This window comes from Nocardia sp. NPDC006982, assembly GCF_042869435.1.
Classification (GTDB): domain Bacteria; phylum Actinomycetota; class Actinomycetes; order Mycobacteriales; family Mycobacteriaceae; genus Nocardia.
On sequence record NZ_JBIAFV010000007.1, the window covers coordinates 37,279 to 54,790 of the forward strand.

17 protein-coding genes are annotated in these 17,512 nt (G+C 64.1%); 11 read left to right on the top strand and 6 right to left on the bottom strand.

The window, feature by feature from the left end; all coding sequences use genetic code 11:
- Positions 1 to 187: 187 nt before the first annotated feature.
- From ACFYOW_RS27180 to ACFYOW_RS27195, 4 genes are read left to right on the top strand one after another with little or no spacing between them, the layout of a single operon-like run.
- Positions 188 to 1,774: a hypothetical protein gene (locus ACFYOW_RS27180; RefSeq protein ID WP_387292498.1), complete on the top strand. Its 1,587-nt coding sequence runs from the start codon at positions 188 to 190 to the stop codon at positions 1,772 to 1,774.
- Complete coding sequence (locus ACFYOW_RS27185; protein ID WP_387292500.1) at positions 1,771 to 2,181, top strand: FixH family protein; 411 nt, start codon at positions 1,771 to 1,773, stop codon at positions 2,179 to 2,181. Before ACFYOW_RS27180 ends, ACFYOW_RS27185 begins: the two co-directional genes overlap by 4 nt.
- A gap of 31 nt (positions 2,182 to 2,212) precedes the next feature.
- Positions 2,213 to 3,331: a hypothetical protein gene (locus tag ACFYOW_RS27190; protein ID WP_387292502.1), complete on the top strand. Its 1,119-nt coding sequence runs from the start codon at positions 2,213 to 2,215 to the stop codon at positions 3,329 to 3,331.
- Positions 3,331 to 3,876 (top strand): hypothetical protein, encoded by a 546-nt coding sequence (locus ACFYOW_RS27195; protein ID WP_387292504.1) that lies wholly within the window; start codon positions 3,331 to 3,333, stop codon positions 3,874 to 3,876. Before ACFYOW_RS27190 ends, ACFYOW_RS27195 begins: the two co-directional genes overlap by 1 nt.
- Before the next feature lie 4 nt (positions 3,877 to 3,880).
- On the opposite strand, the gene ACFYOW_RS27200 is transcribed toward ACFYOW_RS27195, so the two are convergent.
- Positions 3,881 to 5,677, bottom strand: a complete 1,797-nt coding sequence (locus ACFYOW_RS27200) for an acyl-CoA dehydrogenase (RefSeq protein ID WP_387292506.1) — start codon at positions 5,675 to 5,677, stop codon at positions 3,881 to 3,883.
- A gap of 110 nt (positions 5,678 to 5,787) precedes the next feature.
- On the opposite strand from ACFYOW_RS27200, the gene ACFYOW_RS27205 reads away from it, so the two are divergent.
- The gene (locus tag ACFYOW_RS27205; protein WP_387292508.1) at positions 5,788 to 6,396 is read left to right on the top strand and encodes a QsdR family transcriptional regulator; all 609 of its coding nucleotides are present in this window, start codon (positions 5,788 to 5,790) and stop codon (positions 6,394 to 6,396) included.
- Here the strand turns inward: ACFYOW_RS27205 and ACFYOW_RS27210 are convergent.
- Entirely contained in the window at positions 6,381 to 7,373 is a 993-nt protein-coding gene (locus ACFYOW_RS27210) for a 1-aminocyclopropane-1-carboxylate deaminase/D-cysteine desulfhydrase (protein WP_387292510.1), read from the bottom strand. The genes ACFYOW_RS27205 and ACFYOW_RS27210 overlap by 16 nt on opposite strands.
- 321 nt (positions 7,374 to 7,694) lie before the next feature.
- Here ACFYOW_RS27210 and ACFYOW_RS27215 point away from each other — a divergent pair, with 321 nt between their 5' ends.
- From ACFYOW_RS27215 to ACFYOW_RS27225, 3 genes are all read left to right on the top strand, one after another.
- Complete coding sequence (locus ACFYOW_RS27215) at positions 7,695 to 9,401, top strand: hypothetical protein (protein WP_387292512.1); 1,707 nt, start codon at positions 7,695 to 7,697, stop codon at positions 9,399 to 9,401.
- A 53-nt stretch (positions 9,402 to 9,454) separates the two neighbouring features.
- A complete protein-coding gene (locus ACFYOW_RS27220; RefSeq protein ID WP_387292514.1) occupies positions 9,455 to 9,937 on the top strand; it encodes a hypothetical protein in 483 nt (160 codons plus the stop codon).
- 428 nt (positions 9,938 to 10,365) lie between these two features.
- Positions 10,366 to 10,890: a hypothetical protein gene (locus tag ACFYOW_RS27225; RefSeq protein WP_387292516.1), complete on the top strand. Its 525-nt coding sequence runs from the start codon at positions 10,366 to 10,368 to the stop codon at positions 10,888 to 10,890.
- Between the two features lie 357 nt (positions 10,891 to 11,247).
- Here ACFYOW_RS27225 and ACFYOW_RS27230 read toward each other — a convergent pair whose 3' ends face one another.
- Together ACFYOW_RS27230 and ACFYOW_RS27235 are read right to left on the bottom strand one after the other, a co-directional pair.
- Complete coding sequence (locus ACFYOW_RS27230) at positions 11,248 to 11,499, bottom strand: hypothetical protein (RefSeq protein WP_387292518.1); 252 nt, start codon at positions 11,497 to 11,499, stop codon at positions 11,248 to 11,250.
- A 565-nt stretch (positions 11,500 to 12,064) separates the two neighbouring features.
- Positions 12,065 to 12,223, bottom strand: a complete 159-nt coding sequence (locus tag ACFYOW_RS27235) for a hypothetical protein (protein WP_387292520.1) — start codon at positions 12,221 to 12,223, stop codon at positions 12,065 to 12,067.
- Between the two features lie 248 nt (positions 12,224 to 12,471).
- On the opposite strand from ACFYOW_RS27235, the gene ACFYOW_RS27240 reads away from it, so the two are divergent.
- The 3 genes from ACFYOW_RS27240 to ACFYOW_RS27250 all read left to right on the top strand — a co-directional run bounded on the left by ACFYOW_RS27240 (position 12,472) and on the right by ACFYOW_RS27250 (position 14,719).
- Positions 12,472 to 13,338, top strand: a complete 867-nt coding sequence (locus tag ACFYOW_RS27240; RefSeq protein WP_387292522.1) for a helix-turn-helix domain-containing protein — start codon at positions 12,472 to 12,474, stop codon at positions 13,336 to 13,338.
- Positions 13,335 to 13,541 carry a DUF397 domain-containing protein gene (locus tag ACFYOW_RS27245; RefSeq protein ID WP_387292524.1) on the top strand — a complete coding sequence of 69 codons (207 nt, stop codon included), beginning with the start codon at positions 13,335 to 13,337 and terminating at the stop codon, positions 13,539 to 13,541. The genes ACFYOW_RS27240 and ACFYOW_RS27245 overlap by 4 nt, the downstream gene beginning before the upstream one ends.
- 245 nt (positions 13,542 to 13,786) lie before the next feature.
- Positions 13,787 to 14,719 carry a MerR family transcriptional regulator gene (locus ACFYOW_RS27250; protein ID WP_387292526.1) on the top strand — a complete coding sequence of 311 codons (933 nt, stop codon included), beginning with the start codon at positions 13,787 to 13,789 and terminating at the stop codon, positions 14,717 to 14,719.
- Between the two features lie 4 nt (positions 14,720 to 14,723).
- On the opposite strand, the gene cysC is transcribed toward ACFYOW_RS27250, so the two are convergent.
- Both cysC and cysD read right to left on the bottom strand, forming a co-directional pair.
- The gene (gene cysC, locus ACFYOW_RS27255) at positions 14,724 to 16,562 is read right to left on the bottom strand and encodes an adenylyl-sulfate kinase (protein WP_387292527.1); all 1,839 of its coding nucleotides are present in this window, start codon (positions 16,560 to 16,562) and stop codon (positions 14,724 to 14,726) included.
- Complete coding sequence (gene cysD / locus ACFYOW_RS27260) at positions 16,562 to 17,494, bottom strand: sulfate adenylyltransferase subunit CysD (protein WP_387292529.1); 933 nt, start codon at positions 17,492 to 17,494, stop codon at positions 16,562 to 16,564. The genes cysC and cysD overlap by 1 nt, the downstream gene beginning before the upstream one ends.
- Positions 17,495 to 17,512 lie beyond the last annotated feature (18 nt).

Genomic DNA, 17,512 nt, shown 5'->3' on the forward strand with positions numbered 1-17,512 from the left:
GGTGCCAGAGCAGCTACTTCTCGCTGGATTCCGCCGGTGGCGGTCCGACGCACGTGATCACTGTTTTCGGCGGTGAGCTGGGGGATTATCCGGATGCCGGTACCAGGGCGGCATCACTCCGGCGGGGGAGGCGAAATCCCCACCGGGGGTGATGTTCTGGCAGGCATGCATCCCTACCATGGCGGGCGTGGCTGTTGTCGCCGGTGTAGGTCGCGCTCTGCTGGTCGCGGGGGTGTGTGCGTTGTTGGTGTCGATCGGGGTGGGTTCCGTATCGGCGGATTCGGCGTCCTCCGGCTCGGATATTTCGGTCGCGCAGTCGCTCGGAGATCGGGAGCTCACGATCATCTTGCGCCGGGTGACGAGCGTGCCTGGACCGTTGCGGGTGGATGTGGTGACCCATGCCGGCACCGCGCCTGGGCAACTCACGCTCACAGCGATACCGACAGGGGTCTCGACGCAATCGATGCAGCCCGCGCCGGGAGCACCTACCGCCGAGGCGATTGTCGAACTCGGCGGCACGCCCGGGATGTACTCGGCGACAGTCCGAATGGACCGCGCCGGGCCATGGGAGCTGGCCATCGGTAACGGCACGCGGGTGGCGCGGATTCCGTTCATCGTGCCCGCGCAGGTGACCTCGCCGCCCGAACGACTGGTTTACGGCGGGTTTCTGGTAGCGGGTGTACTACTGCCCGTCGCCGTGGTGATCGCGATTCGTGCTCGACGCACCGTATGGGCGCTGGTTCCGGCCGCCGGGATGGTGGCCGGGGTGGCGGTTTCGGTGACCGCCGCACTGCTTTCGGCATCGTTGCCGTTGCCGCCGCAACCAGGTGGTCAGCTCGATCCCACGCTCGACAATGTCACCGATCCCTATGCGGTGAATCAGCCATTGATTTCCGACTTTTCGCGGCCGCCGGTACTGCTCACAGTCGCGGGTGGGCCCGTGAACGCCGGGCAGCCAGGCGATCTCGACCTCGTTCTGATCGATGCCGCCACCGGTGCACCCGTCGACGATCTGGTCGTGCACGACAGTGCGCTCATGCATCTGCTGATCGTCGGCCCCACCGGCCGCCTGTCGCATCTGCATCCGATCCGGATCGGGCCCGGACGCTTTCAGGTTCATCTGGCCGCGCCCGATGCCGGTCGGTACGCGCTGTCCGCGGAGTTGGCGCGGCGCGGCGGTGGTGTGCAAATGGTTCGCGCGGCAACCGGCTTCACCGTCTCGCCCGGTGTCGTGGTACCGGAATCTGCCAGCGCCACAGTGCATCTCGGTGCTGGTGACAAGACCGCGTCGACCGTTGTCGACGGAAATCCGGTCACCGTCAGGACGACCACTCCGGTGGCGGGAGCACCGACCACCATTACCGCCGAATTCGGCGATGCCGCCGATCTGCAACCGTGGCTCGGCATGGTGGGCCACCTGATCATGGCTGGCCCACTACCCGGCGACCCGGATATCGCTGCGGCCGTACAAAATTCACCCATCTGGGGACACGGGCATTCGATGGGTGCGACATCGATGCAGGACATGCCGGATATGGATATGCCCGGTATGGATATGACCGAACCCGCCGCGAGCCACGGCACCATGCTCATGCCACCCGCCAACGGCGAAAGCGCACCCGACGAGACGGTCGCCGCATACGGCCCCGACGTGCCGTTCACCTACACCTTCCCGCTCGCGGGCCGATATCGCCTCTGGATCCAGGTCGAAAGGCGCTACACCGTGCTCACAGTCCCTCTCGTTCTCGATGTCACGGCGGGAGCGCGGCCATGAGCACCCGGACAAGCGTTCTCCTCGCCGGGGGAGCGGCGATCGTCATCGTCGCCCTCGCTTGGTTTGCCTGGCCGCGCCCATCCGAGCCCCTCGTACTACAAACCGGCACCGCGCAGCACCTGGTCACGGTCTCCATCTACAGCCTCCGAATCGGCAGCACAGCTATCGATATCACCGTCACCGACCGCACTGGCGCGACGAAAGACCATGCCGCAGTGCGTATTCAGGCAAACCAGCCGCTCATGGGCCACGCGGGACAGCCCATCACGGCGACGGCCACCGGACCGGGCCACTTCCATGCCGCATCGGTACCGCTGATGATGACCGGACAGTGGGAGCTTCGACTATCGATCGACGAACACGACAGCCTCGACGAACTCGCGGTGCCGATCTGGGTCGGCGGTTGAAAACATGCACAGATCAGGAGGAATGATCACCATGACCACGACAGCACCGGTCGAAGCCGACACCGGACCCGAGATCTCCGACGACAGCATCGCGGCCCGCGTCGGTGCCTGGGGTGTATTGCTCGGCACCGCAGTGACATTGGTCGGCCTGAGCTGGGATATCCAGTGGCACAACGAGGTCGGTCCGGACACCTTCTTCACCCTGCCGCATCTGTTCCTGTACTCCGGCAGCGCGATATCCGGATTCGCCAGCCTGGCCATGGTTCTCATCGCGACCTCCGCCCAGCGGGCTGGTAGGCCCGTGCCTCGCCTCGGCGGCACCCCCATTCGAGTCTTCGGCAGCAACCTGACCGCACCGCTCGGCTTTATGGTCGCCGGAGCCGGTGCGGCGCTCTTCCTGCTCTACGGCCTGCTCGATCTGGAGTGGCATTCGATCTACGGCTTCGACGCGGTGCTCAATACCCCGTCGCATGTGGCGCTGTTCCTGTCCAACGCGCTCACCATGATCGGCAGCATCATCGTTTTCGCCGCCCACCGCGATCACCGCTGGGGCCGGATCGGCATCGCCGTCGCGATTCCGATCCTGATCACCTTCGCCCCGATTCCCACCAATGCATTGAACAACCTGCATCTGCCCGTCGACCCGACCATCCTCGGTATCGTCGTGTTCGGGCCGATGCTGCTCATCCTCGGCGCCGCGCTGTTGGCCCGTGCGGGCGCGGCCATTGCCATCGCGCTTTCGCTCGGTGCGATGCAGGCGTTCCTCTGGTGGTTCTCGCCCTGGGCCGCGGAAATCTATGCGTCGGCGATCGGGCTGCCGCTGCGTGACGGTCTCACCGGACGGCCGCCGGATCTGCCCGTCATGATGCCGATGTTCCTGATTGTCGCGGCGATCGCGGTCGAGGGGTTGTTCTGGCTGTCCCGTACCCGTGGTTTCGATGCGCGCAAGATCGTATTGGTAGCAGGTGCCGTAACCGGCGTGATCATCGGCGTGACGTTCCCGCTGCAATTGAACCTCGTCCGCGCCACCTCGCATATCGCGGTCGGCGACATCGTGACGATCACGCTGCTCGGCATTCCGCTCGGCCTGCTCGCCGGATTCCTCGGCGGCCGGTTCACCACCATGCTGCCCGCAACGAAGGATGCGTGATGTCCGTACTCCGCAGGCTCGCCGTGACCGTGCTCGCCGTGATCACCCTGTCGCTCATCGCCGTCGCCCCCGCCTCAGCCTATGCGCCGGTCGAAATCGTGCACACCGAGCGCGTCCAGGTGGGTCCGTACGGCGTGACCGTCGGCTTCTCCACCTGGCCCATCCGCGCGATGAAATCGCTGGACTTCACCTTCATGCCCGATGGCGGCATCGCCGACAAATCCGGGACGCTGCACCTGACCGGACCAGCCATCAGGCCCGGTCGCCGCGCCACGCCCCTGGTCCGCCATCCCCGCAAACGCGATTCCTGGGGTTTGGACGTCAGGGCCTTCGACGCACCCGGCACCTACACCTTCACCTTCGCGATCGACGGCCCGCTCGGACACGGCGAGGGGACCCTCGGCGATGTCACGGTGCTCGACCAGCCAGGACCACCCCTGCCGCTGAGCTGGACGATCGGCACCCTGCCGCTGGTCGGCCTGCTGGTCTTTCTCGTGGTGGCCTGGCGTCGCACCCGACCCGGGCGGCAACCACTGGTCGTCTGAGGGGTCAGAACCAGGAGTCGCGCATGTCCAGCGTGGTCCGGTCCATCAGCTCCAGCAGATCCAATTGCGGTGTGGTCTTGGGCAATTCGTAGCGGAAGAAGTAGCGGGCCGCGGCGCGCTTGCCGTCGTAGAAGTCGCCTTGTTTGCCGTGCGCGGCCAGTGCCTGCTCGAGCCAGATCCAGGCGACCACGACGTGTCCGAAGGCCTCGAGGTAGATGCTGGAATTGGCCATGGCGGCGGCGATATCGCCGGAGGCGAACATCCAGCCGGTGACGGTGAGCAGGCGCTGCCAGACCGCGTCGAGCTGACCACCGAATTCGGTCCACTCGCCGCCGGCTTCGGTGGCTGCGAGTACGGTCCGCTCGATCTGTGCGGCCAGTAGCCGCAGGCTCGCGCCGTCGTGCTGGATCACCTTGCGGCCCAACAGATCCAGGCCCTGGATGCCGTGTGTGCCCTCGTGGATGGGGTTGAGGCGGTTATCGCGGTAGTGCTGTTCGACGTCGTATTCGCGGGTGTAGCCGTAGCCGCCGTGTACCTGGATGGCGAGGCTGTTGGCCTCCAGACACCATTGCGACGGCCAGCTCTTCGCGACGCCGGTGAGAATTTCCAGCAGCAGGGTGTGCTCGCGTTTGGCCGCCGGGTCCGCGGTGGTTCGTTCCAGATCGACGAGGCGGTTGCAGTAGAGCAGCAGCGCGAGCGCGCCCTCGACATAGGCCTTCTGCGCCAACAGCATTCGCCGCACATCGGCATGCTCGATGATCGGCGTCTGCGGTGCGGACGGATCCTTGGCGTTGACCGCGCGACCTTGGCGGCGTTCCCGGGCGTAATCGAGCGATTTCAGATATCCGGTGTAGCCCAACGCCGTCGCGCCCAGACCGACGCCGAGGCGCGCCTCGTTCATCATGTGGAACATGTAGGACAGGCCGCGATGCGGTTCGCCGACGAGGTAACCCACCGCGCCGGGCGCTGCGTCCGGATTGTGCTTGCCCTCGCCGAAATTCAGCACCGTATTGGTGGTGCCCCGATAACCCATCTTGTGGTTCAACCCGGCCAGCACCACATCGTTGTGCGCGCCGAGCGAACCGTCCTCGGCCACCAGGAATTTCGGCACGACGAACAGCGAGATGCCCTTCGTTCCGGCCGGCCCGCCCGGAATCTTGGCCAGCACGAGGTGCACGATATTGTCGGTCAGCTCGTGATCACCACCGGAGATCCACATTTTCGAGCCGAACAGGCGGTAGGTGCCGTCGGCCTGCGGTTCGGCGCGGGTGATGATGTCGGCCAACGATGAGCCCGCCTGCGGTTCGGACAGGCACATCGTTCCGGTGAACCGGCCCTCGACCATGGGCTTGACGAAGCGGTCGATCTGCTCCGGGGTGCCGTGCGCGGCGAGGAGATTGGCATTGCCGACGGTCAGGAACAGATAGCCGGTGGTGCCGACATTGGCGGCCTGGAACCAGCAGAATCCGGCGGCCTCCACGGTGGCGGGCAACTGCAGCCCGCCGATCTCCTCGTCCATTGCGGCGCCGATGAGATTGGCCTTGGTGAAGGCCTCGATCGCGGCCTTCACCTCCGGGATGATCGTGACCTTCTCACCGTCGAAGGTCGGCTCATTGCTGTCGTTGCGCTTGTTGTGGGTGGCGAAGTGCCGGGTGGCCAGATCCTCGCAGAGGTCGAGAAAGCCGTCGAAGGTATCCCGGGAGTGTTCGGTGAACCGGGGCAGCGCCGTGAGCTCGTCGACCCGCAGCCATTCGTAGAGCAGGAAGTCCAGGTCCCTACGGGAGATCAGGGTCGAGCGCACGGGCACATCCTCTCGCGGTGACGGAGCACTGGCCCAGACGGGCGCGGTACTCGCTCGGGTCGATTTGGTACGTTACTACGCATGTGTCGCGAATCGATCCCAGGGCTGGGATGACCACAACCTCCGGTGCCGCCCGACCCGTCGGCCGTCCCGCCGCCGCCTCCCAGGACCAAGTGCTCGCCGCGGCCAGCGCCCAGTTCCTGGCCTGCGAGCGGGTCGATGTGCAGGCGATCGCGGCGGAACTCGGATTGTCGCGCGCGACCATCTACCGCTGGTTCGGTTCGCGCGACGGTCTGCTCGGCGCGGTCATGGTGTCGGAATTCGAGCGGATGGTCCTCGCGGCGCAGACGCGCGATGACGGCACCGGCGCGCCGCGAGTACTCGCCCTGCTGGACCGGGTAGCGCAGTGGATGACGCGCAGCGAGGCCTACCGCTATTTCATCGCGACCGAACAGGCCACCGCGGGCCGCATTATCACCACCAGCGATGGACCGGTCCAGCCGAAGGTGGTCGGGGTGGTCGCCGAAATTCTGGATACCGCGATGGTGGAGGGTTACCAGAACCGGGTCGATACCCAGACCTTCGCCTATGCGCTGGTCCGGCTCATCGAGGCCTTCCTCTATCAGGATGCGGTGACCGGCCTTCGCGGCGATGTGGAGCGGTTGCGCGCGGTGCTGGCGGTGATCCTGGGGCTGGATCCGGATCAGCGCGGACCGTAGGTATCGAGGAACAGAACGGGTCCGTCGCCGAAGTCGCCGCGGGTATCCATCTCCAGGAGTCCGGCCAAAGCCTTTGCGGTGTAGACGGTTTCCAATTCCAGCCCGTTGGTCGCGGAGAGCTGCTTCGCGGCAATGGCGGCCGGGGTTTCATGGCCGTAGCCGGGGCCGAGCCAGTCGCGCACCATCGTCACGTCGTCCGGGCGCAGCTCGGGAGCGGTGAATTCCGCGCCGCGTGCGCGCAGCACCATCGCGGCGCGGCTCGCCAGCGCGACAATGTGTCGCGCGTCGAGGGGGAGCGAGTCGTTGACGACGACACCGACGACACGGGTGCGCAGTCCGGCAAGCCGTAGGCCGAGGGCCAAACCCGCTGCCGTGCCACCGGATCCGACGGCGGTCACCAGATGTGTCGGTTGCGGTAGTTCGCCCGCCGCGATCTGCGCCGCCAGTTCCAATGCGACCTCGACATAGCCGAGCGCGCCGATCGGCGACGATCCGCCGACGGGCAGCAGATACGGTGGGGTGCGCCCGTGCATATGCCGCAGCACAAGCCACGGTGCGGCCAGCACGGTGCGCAACTTGCTGTGCGTGAAATGTAGGGTGGCGCCGGAATTTTCCAGTCGTCGCAGCTGCGCGCGGACGTGGTCGTCCACCGGTTGGTCGACCAGCGCCAGCGCGGTGTCGATGCCGAATTCCCGGGCGTATAGCGCTGTGGCCAGACCCCAGTTGGTTCCGGTGCCGCCGAAGGTGAGAATGGTGCGGGCACCGCGCCGTCGGGCCTCGGGCAATAGCCACTCCAGCTTGCGGATCTTATTGCCACCCCAGCCACCGGAGCCGTACCCGCTTTCGTCCTTGCACCACACAGTGCTGTTGGTGCCGAGGTCCAGCGGGCGGACCGGCGTCGGCGCGATACCGAGCCGGGCGAACGGCAGTGTGCTGGCTAGTTCGGGGAAGCGCTGGTGGAGCAGGGGTTCGGTCATAGTCCGACCATTATCGGGGTTCAGCCCAGTCGCCCTCGAACACCACACCCCTGCACAAGCTACGCAGTCGTCGCGGTCGGCGTGGAATACCGGATCTCGTTGGTGCGCGGTGAGTTCCCGCATCGGTTCGGCGGCGAGGTGGCGCAGCGGAAAGGTTGCTTCCGTGCGGCGTGCTACGGTGAACAACCCGAGGCTGAGCCCGTGATTGCCATGGTGCGGCCCGATGCTCGGCCGGGAGGGAGATGTCATGGGGGTCAGTGTTTTACAAGGTGGGTGCTGATGGCCCCGCCTGGAGGGTCTGCGCTGGTCGTGGATCCGAATGTGTACTACGAGGCGGGCAAGAAGCTCACGACGCTGGCCGACGACATCGACACCGCTGTTACCCGTGACCTTGTTCCCGGTCTGACTACCAGCTCAGGAATGGGCGGTAACTATCCAGCGGTGACGGGCTGGAATACCGCCTACCGCAAGCACACCGGTGACGTACGGACAGCGGTCCTGGCCTACGCCGCCGCGCTGCGGCACTTCAGCGACGTCCTCAACATCGCGGGCTACAACTGGGACGCCGCCGAATACAACGCAAACACCGGTAACGACAAAGGTGCGCCGCCGCCGCATCCCGTACGCGTGGCGACTAATCCGTTGGGCGCCAACGGCTTCCCCGAAATTCCGGATCCGAATGGCGACAATGGTGCCGGCGTGGTGATCGTGCCTGCCGGGCAGAGTCCGAGTTCATGGACAGGAGCACCGAACGGCCGCGCCGACGCCCTCGACGCCGCGGCCACCGCCTGGGACGCCTTCGCTTACAGCCACGAGCTGGTGACCTCACCGACGACACTGAAAGCGGTGCACGATAGCTTCAGCGCGGTGCAGGCGCCCGAGGTGCCCGATATCTTGGAGGCGTTTGACGCGCTGCGGGCCGGCGCGGAGCAGATCAGTACTGTCGCAAAGACTCTCGCTTCCGAGACTCGGTCACATCACGACAATCTCGTCGATGCGAGGAAGCAGTTGTCGGCAGCTGCTGCCGGGGCGTTCCCAAGCCATCCGGATGCCCAGGTGACGACAACGACGGACAACACCTCGGTCCGGGTTTCCGTGGCCGCGCCCCTCAGCGGGGTCGACGTCTACAACGCCGAGAATATCTTCAATACGACGGCCCACAACACCACGCTGTTCACCGTTCTCTCGACGATCGACTATGCATCCCACGACTTCGTGGACCCGAATGCACTGAGCAGCCTTCCGAAACTGAAGGCCCTGACAGAGATACCGCTTCTCATCGAATCCGGAAATCAGAATGATAACGCCGCGCTGATTGGCGAATTGGACAGGATCGCCACTTGGGAGACTCCTGCGTCGACCCTGACAGCCGCCGATCTCAGCGCGTTGGACCAATATGGGCCGCAGATGAAGTCCTGGGCCACGCTGGCGGTGAAGTACGGCAACGAAGCCGGGGTCGATCCGCGTATGGTGCTCGCCATGGTGCTGCAGGAAGGCGCGCCCCTTCGCACCGGCATGGAGGGCAGCCTCTATACCGCCCTGCAGGATCCGTCGACCTACCATCCCAATCCGAACGGTGCGGAAGCCGGGGTCTTGTGGGACAAGGCGCGGCTCGAGGCTTCTGGGCTCGGTGTGGACAAGCATGGTGCCGGGAACTCCATCGGTTTGACCAATCAGAAGGAAGCGCCGTTCAATGAGGTCAAAGCGAAGTATCCGGACCAGTTCAAGGGCAAGGAATGGTCCGATTTGGTCGGGAACGACGATCTGGCTATCCGGGCGGCTGCCTACAATCTGAAGATGCTCAACGATGACGCGGCATCCCAGGCCACGGATGCCGTGAAAGCGAGTCAGCCGTTGGATCAGTTTCTCGGTTCCGGCTACAACGCAGGTGGAAAGTGGGAACATTCGTTGGCAGTTGCCACCGGAACGGACGCGTTTAAGTCGAACGAGGTCGAGCATGGTCAAAGCACATTGAGCGTTTATAACCTCGCGAATCAGATCTTGTGTGGCAGTGGGGCATACCGGTGAGGATTCTCGCGCGCGGCAGGAGTCGCTGGAATCGATGGGGGTGTGTTGCCCTCGTGGTGTTGATTGTCGGAGGCGTGCTGGCTTTTGGGTACTACCGTATCGAAGCCTGGCGTTTCCGCACAGGTGAGGCCAAGCGGATCGCCGAAGCAGCGACCGTTACCGGTTTTGTTCGGATGGCAATTGTTGATGTGCCCGACGGGGACAACCTACCCAACGCTGCGGCATATTTCATCGGCCCCGCACCCAGGCCGGATCCGTTGGCGGTTGTTTCGGTGCCAACGATCCCGTTGACGGCGGCCGACCCTCCGGTCGCGCCGGCGTGGGACCCGACGAAATATGTTGGTATTGATTATCCTGTTGCGACTGGTCGACGCGCAGATGGATGTTACGCATCGGCGACGTTCATTACTAATCCAAAACCCTCGGTAGAAGATTTCCGGAGACATTCGATCGCTGTTCTCGCGCCTGAGCAACTCGATGAGGTGCGTAAAGGAAGCAAGGTATTCATAGAACTGGATATCAGCGGGTGTGGATAGCGACTGATGGAGCCTTTGGACAGCTGGACGTCGATCGTCAACCTTCGAACGGTCCCAATCCCGGGATATTAGGCGTTTCGATGAGAATTTGTGCGCGCGGCAAGAGTCGCGGGTATCGGTGGAGTCAAATTGAGGTGCGTAAAGGAACCATGGTTTTCATCAAACTGAACGTTGACAACTGTGGCTGGTGACGAGTTTTGTTACTGCGTGTGGATCGGTTTACAGTCGGTGTGAATCCGAAGTTGGAGGTGCGGCGGTAGCAGCTGGCCGCGCGGTCCGGCCTCCCTCGCACTGTTCCCAGCAATGAGCCTACATGTGCATTCGCGCAGTGGGGCCACCATATCTCCTTGTGCCAGAGCATGATTCGCCGTCTCCGGCAGCTGCTCGGGCTAGCGTTTCGCGGCGAGCGCCCGTGCTACATTCGCGCAATGACATGGCAACTCGGCCGCCTCGGCAAGGTCGGCTCGTTGGGCATTTTCGTCGCAGCGCTCGCGGCGTGCGGCAATTCGCATCAAGCCGCATCTGTCGCTGTGACTGCGATCGTTCCGGCCGCAACCGCATCTCCGGCGGGTGCGAGTGTCGCTACATCATCCGGGCCTGCGCCTCGCTTGATGTTCCCCAACACCACCTTTTTCGCGGCTCCGGACAGCTTCGATGCATCGACGCAGATGCTGATATTCCATGTCAGGAAGCACGTTGCGGGCGGCCCGAACAATGGGCATTTCGAGGCGGACCCGGACCGGCCGCAACAATACCGGCTGCTGTTGGCTGCAGGCGTGAGGATCGCCAGCGTATTCAGTCTGTGTTCACCGAATGATCCGGTTTTGACGCCGGAAAAATCTTGCTCGAAAGCCGAATTCACCGCAGACTTACCCAAATACCATGGCGTGCTGCAACTTCACGTTGATGCAACCGATCACATCGACGCGATCGAGGAGCAGTACCAGCCGTAGCGTTAGCCGCGCCGTACTGACTGGGGCCGGATATTCGCTGGTTCGCCGAGTTGCGGACGTACTGAGGTGGCACCGCCTGCGGACCGTCCGCTGTTGATGCTACCGGTGACGCTCGACATCATCGACAAGAGCGTGTGTTCGATCAGGGTTGGAGATACAACCGTTCATTCGGGAGACGTGGGTACCCGCTGGCGTCGCCATGGTTCATGGTCACCGCATCGGCGTAGTGCCGCGCCTGGTGCTCCTGCATAAAAGTCAGTGCCGCAGTGAGACAGGCGACGAAGTCGAAACGTCCTCCGTGCAGGAACACGCTGAGATGGACATCCGGCTCTCCTGGGCTCGGAGATACGTTCGCGCTCATGGGTTCTCGCGATCTTTGACGCTGACCGGCAGGACATCTATCACGTCGTCGTTGCTTCCGTCGTCCTCGTAGTCAGCGCACCAACCATTCTCATCCACCTCGGTAATCCCGTCGGCGGTGTGGCGGAGCGTGACGCTATCGAGAGGTGCAAGGTTCAATTTCTCCGGCGTGTGTTCGTGAAAAACCTTCAGCAACGCCGCCACCGACGGCGCGATTTCGGTCTTATGTTGCCGTTCAACCTCATTCATGGCACACAACTCCGAAACCGCTGGGCGCGAGGTCGGCAGGATCGTCGAGGACCTGCGCACCGATCCACGGACACTCAAGCATGAGCGGTCCTCCGTCGCACGGGCCGATACTGCCCTGAGCAGGCGCGGATCGCGTCGACCACCACAAGCCCGGACGGCCGGAAGGTGCATCGGGGTGGTTCGATCCAGCGCCGGAACTGTTCACCTTGGTCGGCTGGCGACGGTAGCGCGACAGTCCCACCGGTTCGCACCACCGAGACGTTCAGGCGGAACATTTCGGCGAACAGGCGCACATCGTCGGGGATGTCCGGTCTGACCAAGTAGGTCCAGCGGTCCGAGCGTGGATGCGACAGGATCGGACCGATGTCCGAACCCTGTTGCTGCATATGTATTTTTACGGCTTGGCCGAGGTGACCGGGAAGCATCAGTGCCCAAACGTGTTCCGCCTTCATGATGATGCGGCCCAGGTGCGGCGGATCGATGTTCGCGGGCAGATCGCACACTCGCCGATAGAAGTAGCAGCGCGACACGGGAGTATCGCCAAAAGCTATGTGGTCCATCGGTTTTAGACCTCTTTATCGGGTTGTTCGGTGTGGGTTTGCTCGGGTTGCCACTCGGATAGGGCACTCAGGTACCGCTCGAGAACATCGGCCGCGACATCGACCGTGAGTGCGGTGGGTGGGCCGACGAACGGCGTCCGGCGCGGTAGATCTGGATTCAGCATCGTGATCCCCAATACGACTGCGGCTAAGGTGCGCCCGGCCCCCGAAAACTCGTGGAGAGATAGGAGCTTTCGCTCCGGGCGCATACCCAGTAGACACTCCGACGTACGCAACTGGGGTACTCCAAACAGAGAATTTGACGACTTTTCCGCGATACTCCAGTTCGACGGTCGGATGTGCTCCAGAAATGGAGGGCGGAAGTACTCCAGGTCGGAACATCACCGGTATCGAAGCTAACGAAAGGTCGCCCATGGCAACCGGTTCCACCTTCCCGGCAAGGATGCTTGGCAGGCAGTTACGAAGGCTGCGAAACGAAGCAGGGATTGCCAAGGCTGACGCGGAGAAGGCGCTGGGGGTTTCAGCCAACACGATCTGGCGCATCGAGTCCGGGCAGTCCACCCGGATTTCCAGACCGCAGGTCCGCGAACTTTGTGATCTGTACAGCGCGGAGCCGGATATCCGAGATGTCTTGTTTGAACTCGTCGGCGAGTTGGGCAAGCCTGGGTGGTGGCACGCATACGGGGGCGCATACGAGCGGCACTTCGACATGTACCTCGCACTCGAAGAAGCGGCCGACCGTTTGACGACCTTCCAGCTGACGCTGCTTCCCGGCTTGGTGCAGACCCGCGACTACCGGCGGGCCATTATGTGGGCCGCATACCCGCAGATGTCGCAATATGAAGTCGAACGCCGAGTCGAGCTGGCCGCGCGGCGTCAACTTCGGTTACAAGATCCCAGATTCACGATGGAAGTCCTGCTCAGTGAGTCGGCGTTGCTTCACCACGTGGGCGGGCGGGCGGTGATGGCCGAGCAGCTTCGCCACCTCGCTCGACTCTCCGAGCAAGTCAATGTGTCGGTTCGGGTCGTACCGCTGACGGTTTGCCACATTGGATTGCAGACCGCCCCGTTCGTCTTGCTGGAGTTTCCGAAGCATAAACGTGAGGGGTGGTCAGAGCCTCCCGTTGTGTATGTTGAGTCGTACTTGGGTGCGCGATACATGGAGACCGACGAAGAGATCGGGCAATACCGCATCGCGTGCGACGAGATCCGGCGCGTTGCGTTGGACGAAGAGGTGTCTCGACGCCTGTTGTTGAAGAGAGCAGAGGAGTTTGCGTGACCGTCGATCTGTCCCAGGCGGGATGGTTTAAGAGCAGCCGGAGCGCCAACCAGGATGCGTGTGTTGAGGTCGCGCACCTGGCCAGCGGACTGGTCGGCGTCCGGGATTCCAAGAACCCCACCGGTCCGGCACTGGTCTTTACACCTGCCCAGTGGGATGCGTTCACCGCTGGTGTACACGATGGTGAGTTCGACCGGCCATGACACGTCGCTAGCAGACAGCCCCCAGCCGAAAGCTGGGGGCTGTCTTCGTAGTATGCCCGGCATAGGCGATCGCTTAGGGGTGCGAGTCCCTGGAGGAAGACGTGGTGCTAACTCCGAACCGGAGGCACCGGGACCGAAGGCAGGCGATATCCGCTCGTTCTTCCGCACCATCGGCTGACCCACCCCAGACCCGTAACATCGCGGGGATTTGCGTCTCCACCAAGGGGAGACAGGAGGGTAGGGGTATGGACGGCGACACGCTTTATCCGATCGGCACGATGGCCGAACGGACCGGTCTCTCGGTCAAGACTATCCGGTTCTACGCCGACACTGGTGTCGTGCCGCCGGCCAGCCACAGCCCCGCCGGTTACCGGCTCTACGACGACGATGCGCTCGCCCGCCTGCAACTGGTGCGCACCCTGCGCGAACTCGGCATCGATCTGCCCGCCATCCGACTGGTGCTCGACCGCACACTGACGGTGCCCGAGGTCGCGGCCGCACATGCCGATGCGCTGGAGTTTCAGATCAGCACACTGCGGGTGCGGCGCACGGTGTTACGAGCGATAGCCGAGCGTGGCTCGACCCCCGAGGAGATGGAACTCATGCACAAACTCGTCGCACTCTCCGACGCCGAAAAGCGCCGCCTCATTACCGAATTCGTCGAACACACCTTCGGCGGCACCGATGCCAACCCGGAATTCGTCGATCTCATCCGCTCGGCGATGCCGGAACTGCCCGACGACCCCGAACCGGCCCAGGTGCAGGCCTGGGTGGAACTCGCCGAACTCACCCGAGATCCGGATTTCCGCGCGTCGGTGCGTCGCATGGCGGAATACCAGGCCGCGCAGCGCTCCGAAGGCGATACCACCGGCCTGCACCACGAGCTGACCGAACTCGTGCGCGAACGAGTCGGCCGGGCGCTCGCAGCCGGCACCGCACCGTCGTCGCATGCGGCCCAACCCATTGTCGACGAGCTGACCGCCGCATACGCGACGACGTTCGACCGCCCCGATGACGCCGAGCTACGGAACTGGCTGCTGATCCGTCTCGACGTCGCGGGAGACCCACGCGCCGAACGCTATTGGCAACTCCTCTCGATCATCAACGGTTGGCCCGTCCCGCCTACTTTGGGACCGGTATTCGACTGGTTCGGTGCCGCGCTGCGAGCGAATTCCTGACCGATCAGTCCAGATCCGCCAGCTCGGCGAGGATGGCCGCGGCCATGGCCGCCGGATCGCCGTCCTCGGGGCGCAGCACCAGCTCGGCTCGGGTGGGTGCCTCATAGGGATCGTCGATGCCGGTGAAACCGCGGATCTCACCGGCACGGGCCTTCGCGTACATGCCCTTGGGGTCGCGGGCTTCGCATATCTCCAGTGGCGTATCCACGAAGATTTCGACGAAGGGGATGCCTGCGGCCTCGTGCACGGCGCGAACCTTGTTGCGATCGGCGGCGTAGGGACTGATCAGGGAAACCACCGCGACCACACCGGCTTCGGCGAACAGCCGCGCGACTTCGCCCACGCGGCGGATATTTTCGACGCGGTCGGCGGCGCCGAAGCCGAGGTCGGCATTGAGGCCGTGGCGCAGATTGTCACCGTCGAGCAGGAAGGCCGGGCGGCCCGCCGCGACCAGGCGGCGCTCCAGTTCCACTGCGACAGAAGACTTTCCGGAGCCGGACAGCCCGGTCAGCCAGACGGTCATTCCCGCTGTCGGACGCTCGTCGCGGCCGACGGCGGTCGAATGCCAGACGACACGAGAGGAGGGCAGGGTCGGTCCGGTGATCATGCCCGCGGCGACGGTGTTGTTGGTGGTGTCGTCGACGAGGATGAAGCTGCCGGTGGTGCGGTTGCGGCGGTACGGATCGAACAGCAGGGGCTGGCGGGTGCGCAGCTGGATGCGTCCGATTTCGTTGAGCGACAACGAATTCGCGCTGTCGTCGCGGTGCAGGGTATTGACGTCGAGGCGGTAGTCCAGGGTGCGCACCTCGGCGGTCGCGGTGCGGGTGGTGTGCCGGATGGTGTAGGTGGCGCCGGGGGTGAGTTCGGAATCCTCGGCGAACCAGCACACCATCGCGTCCAGATCGCGTCCGACATGGGGCCGGTTGGCGGGGCGGCAGATCAGATCGCCACGGGAGACATCGAGGTGGTCGGCCAGTTGGATGGTAACGGCCTGCGGCGGAAAGGCTTCCGCGATCGGCGTACCGCCCGGACCCCAGATCGCCTCGACCGTGGTGGTGAATCCCGAAGGCAGCGCCGCGACCTCGTCGCCAGGCTTGAAAACTCCACCGGATACGGTACCGGCGTAACCACGGAAATCCTCTGCGTGCCTGCGGGTTACATATTGCACCGGGAACCGCGCGTCGATCAGATTGCGGTCGGAGGCGATATGCACCTCCTCGAGGTGGTGCAGCAGGGGCGAGCCCTCGTACCACGGCATGCTCGCGCCACGGTGCACGATATTGTCACCGTGCAGCGCCGACATCGGGATGAAGGACAGATCGGCGACATCGAGTTTCGTGGCGAAGCCGACGAATTCCTCCTTGATTTCCTCGAACCGGTCCTGCGACCATCCGGCCAGATCCATCTTGTTCACACACAGCACCAGGTGCGGGATGCCGAGCAGGCTGGCCAGGAAGGCGTGCCGCCGTGTCTGTTCCACAATGCCCTTGCGTGCGTCCACCAGGATCAGTGCGAGATCGGCGGTGGAGGCGCCGGTGACCATATTGCGGGTGTACTGGATGTGGCCGGGGGTGTCGGCGATGATGAATTTGCGTCGGGGCGTGGCGAAGTAGCGGTGCGCCACATCGATGGTGATGCCCTGTTCGCGTTCGGCGCGCAGGCCGTCGGTGAGCAGCGCCAGATCCGGATAGTCGTCGCCGCGCGCCTTGCTGGTGCGCTCCACCGCGGCGAGCTGATCGGTGAAGATCGTCTTGGAGTCGAACAGCAGACGGCCGATCAGTGTCGATTTACCGTCGTCGACGCTGCCGGCGGTGGCCAGGCGCAACAGGGTGGTGGTCGTCATCAGAAGTAACCTTCCCGCTTGCGGTCTTCCATGCCTGCCTCGGAAATACGGTCGTCGGCGCGGGTGGCGCCGCGCTCGGTGATTCGGGTGGCGGCGACTTCGGTGACCACGTCCGCGGGGGTCGCCGCGGTCGATTCGACACAGCCGGTGCAGGTCGCATCGCCGACCGTCCGGAATCGCACCGTACTTTCATACGGCTGCTCACCATCGAGCAGGGTGAGAAATCGTGTGTGCGCCAACAACATTCCGTCGCGTTGCACCACCTTTCGGCGGTGCGCATAGTACAGCGGCGGCAGCTCGATGTCCTCGGCGGCGATGTAATGCCAGATATCGAGCTCGGTCCAATTGGACAGCGGGAACACTCGTATGTGTTCGCCCTTGCTGTGCCGGCCGTTGTAGAGATTCCACAGCTCCGGTCGCTGATTGCGCGGATCCCACTGCCCGTATTCGTCACGGAAGCTGAATACGCGCTCCTTGGCGCGCGCCTTCTCCTCGTCCCGGCGCGCACCGCCGAATACCGCGTCATATCCGCCCTCCCGGATCGAACGCAGCAATGTGGCTGTCTGCAAGCGGTTTCGGGAGGCGCGTGGTCCGCTCTCCTCCTTCACCCGGCCCGCGTCGATATCGTCCTGCACGCTACCGACCACCAGTCGCAGTCCGAGCCGCTCGACCGTGCGGTCGCGGTATTCGATGACCTCGTCGAAATTGTGTCCGGTATCGATATGCAGCACCGGGAACGGCAGCGGCGCCGGCCAGAAGGCCTTGGCCGCCAGGTGCAGCATGACCACCGAATCCTTGCCGCCGGAGAACAGCAGCACCGGCCGTTCGAAGGTGGCGGCGACTTCCCGGAATATATGTGCCGACTCGGCCTCGAGCGCGTCCAGATGAGGCAGCTCGTAGGTGCTCGCCGTCGACTTCGCGTACTGGCTCACGCCCCAAAACTAGAACAC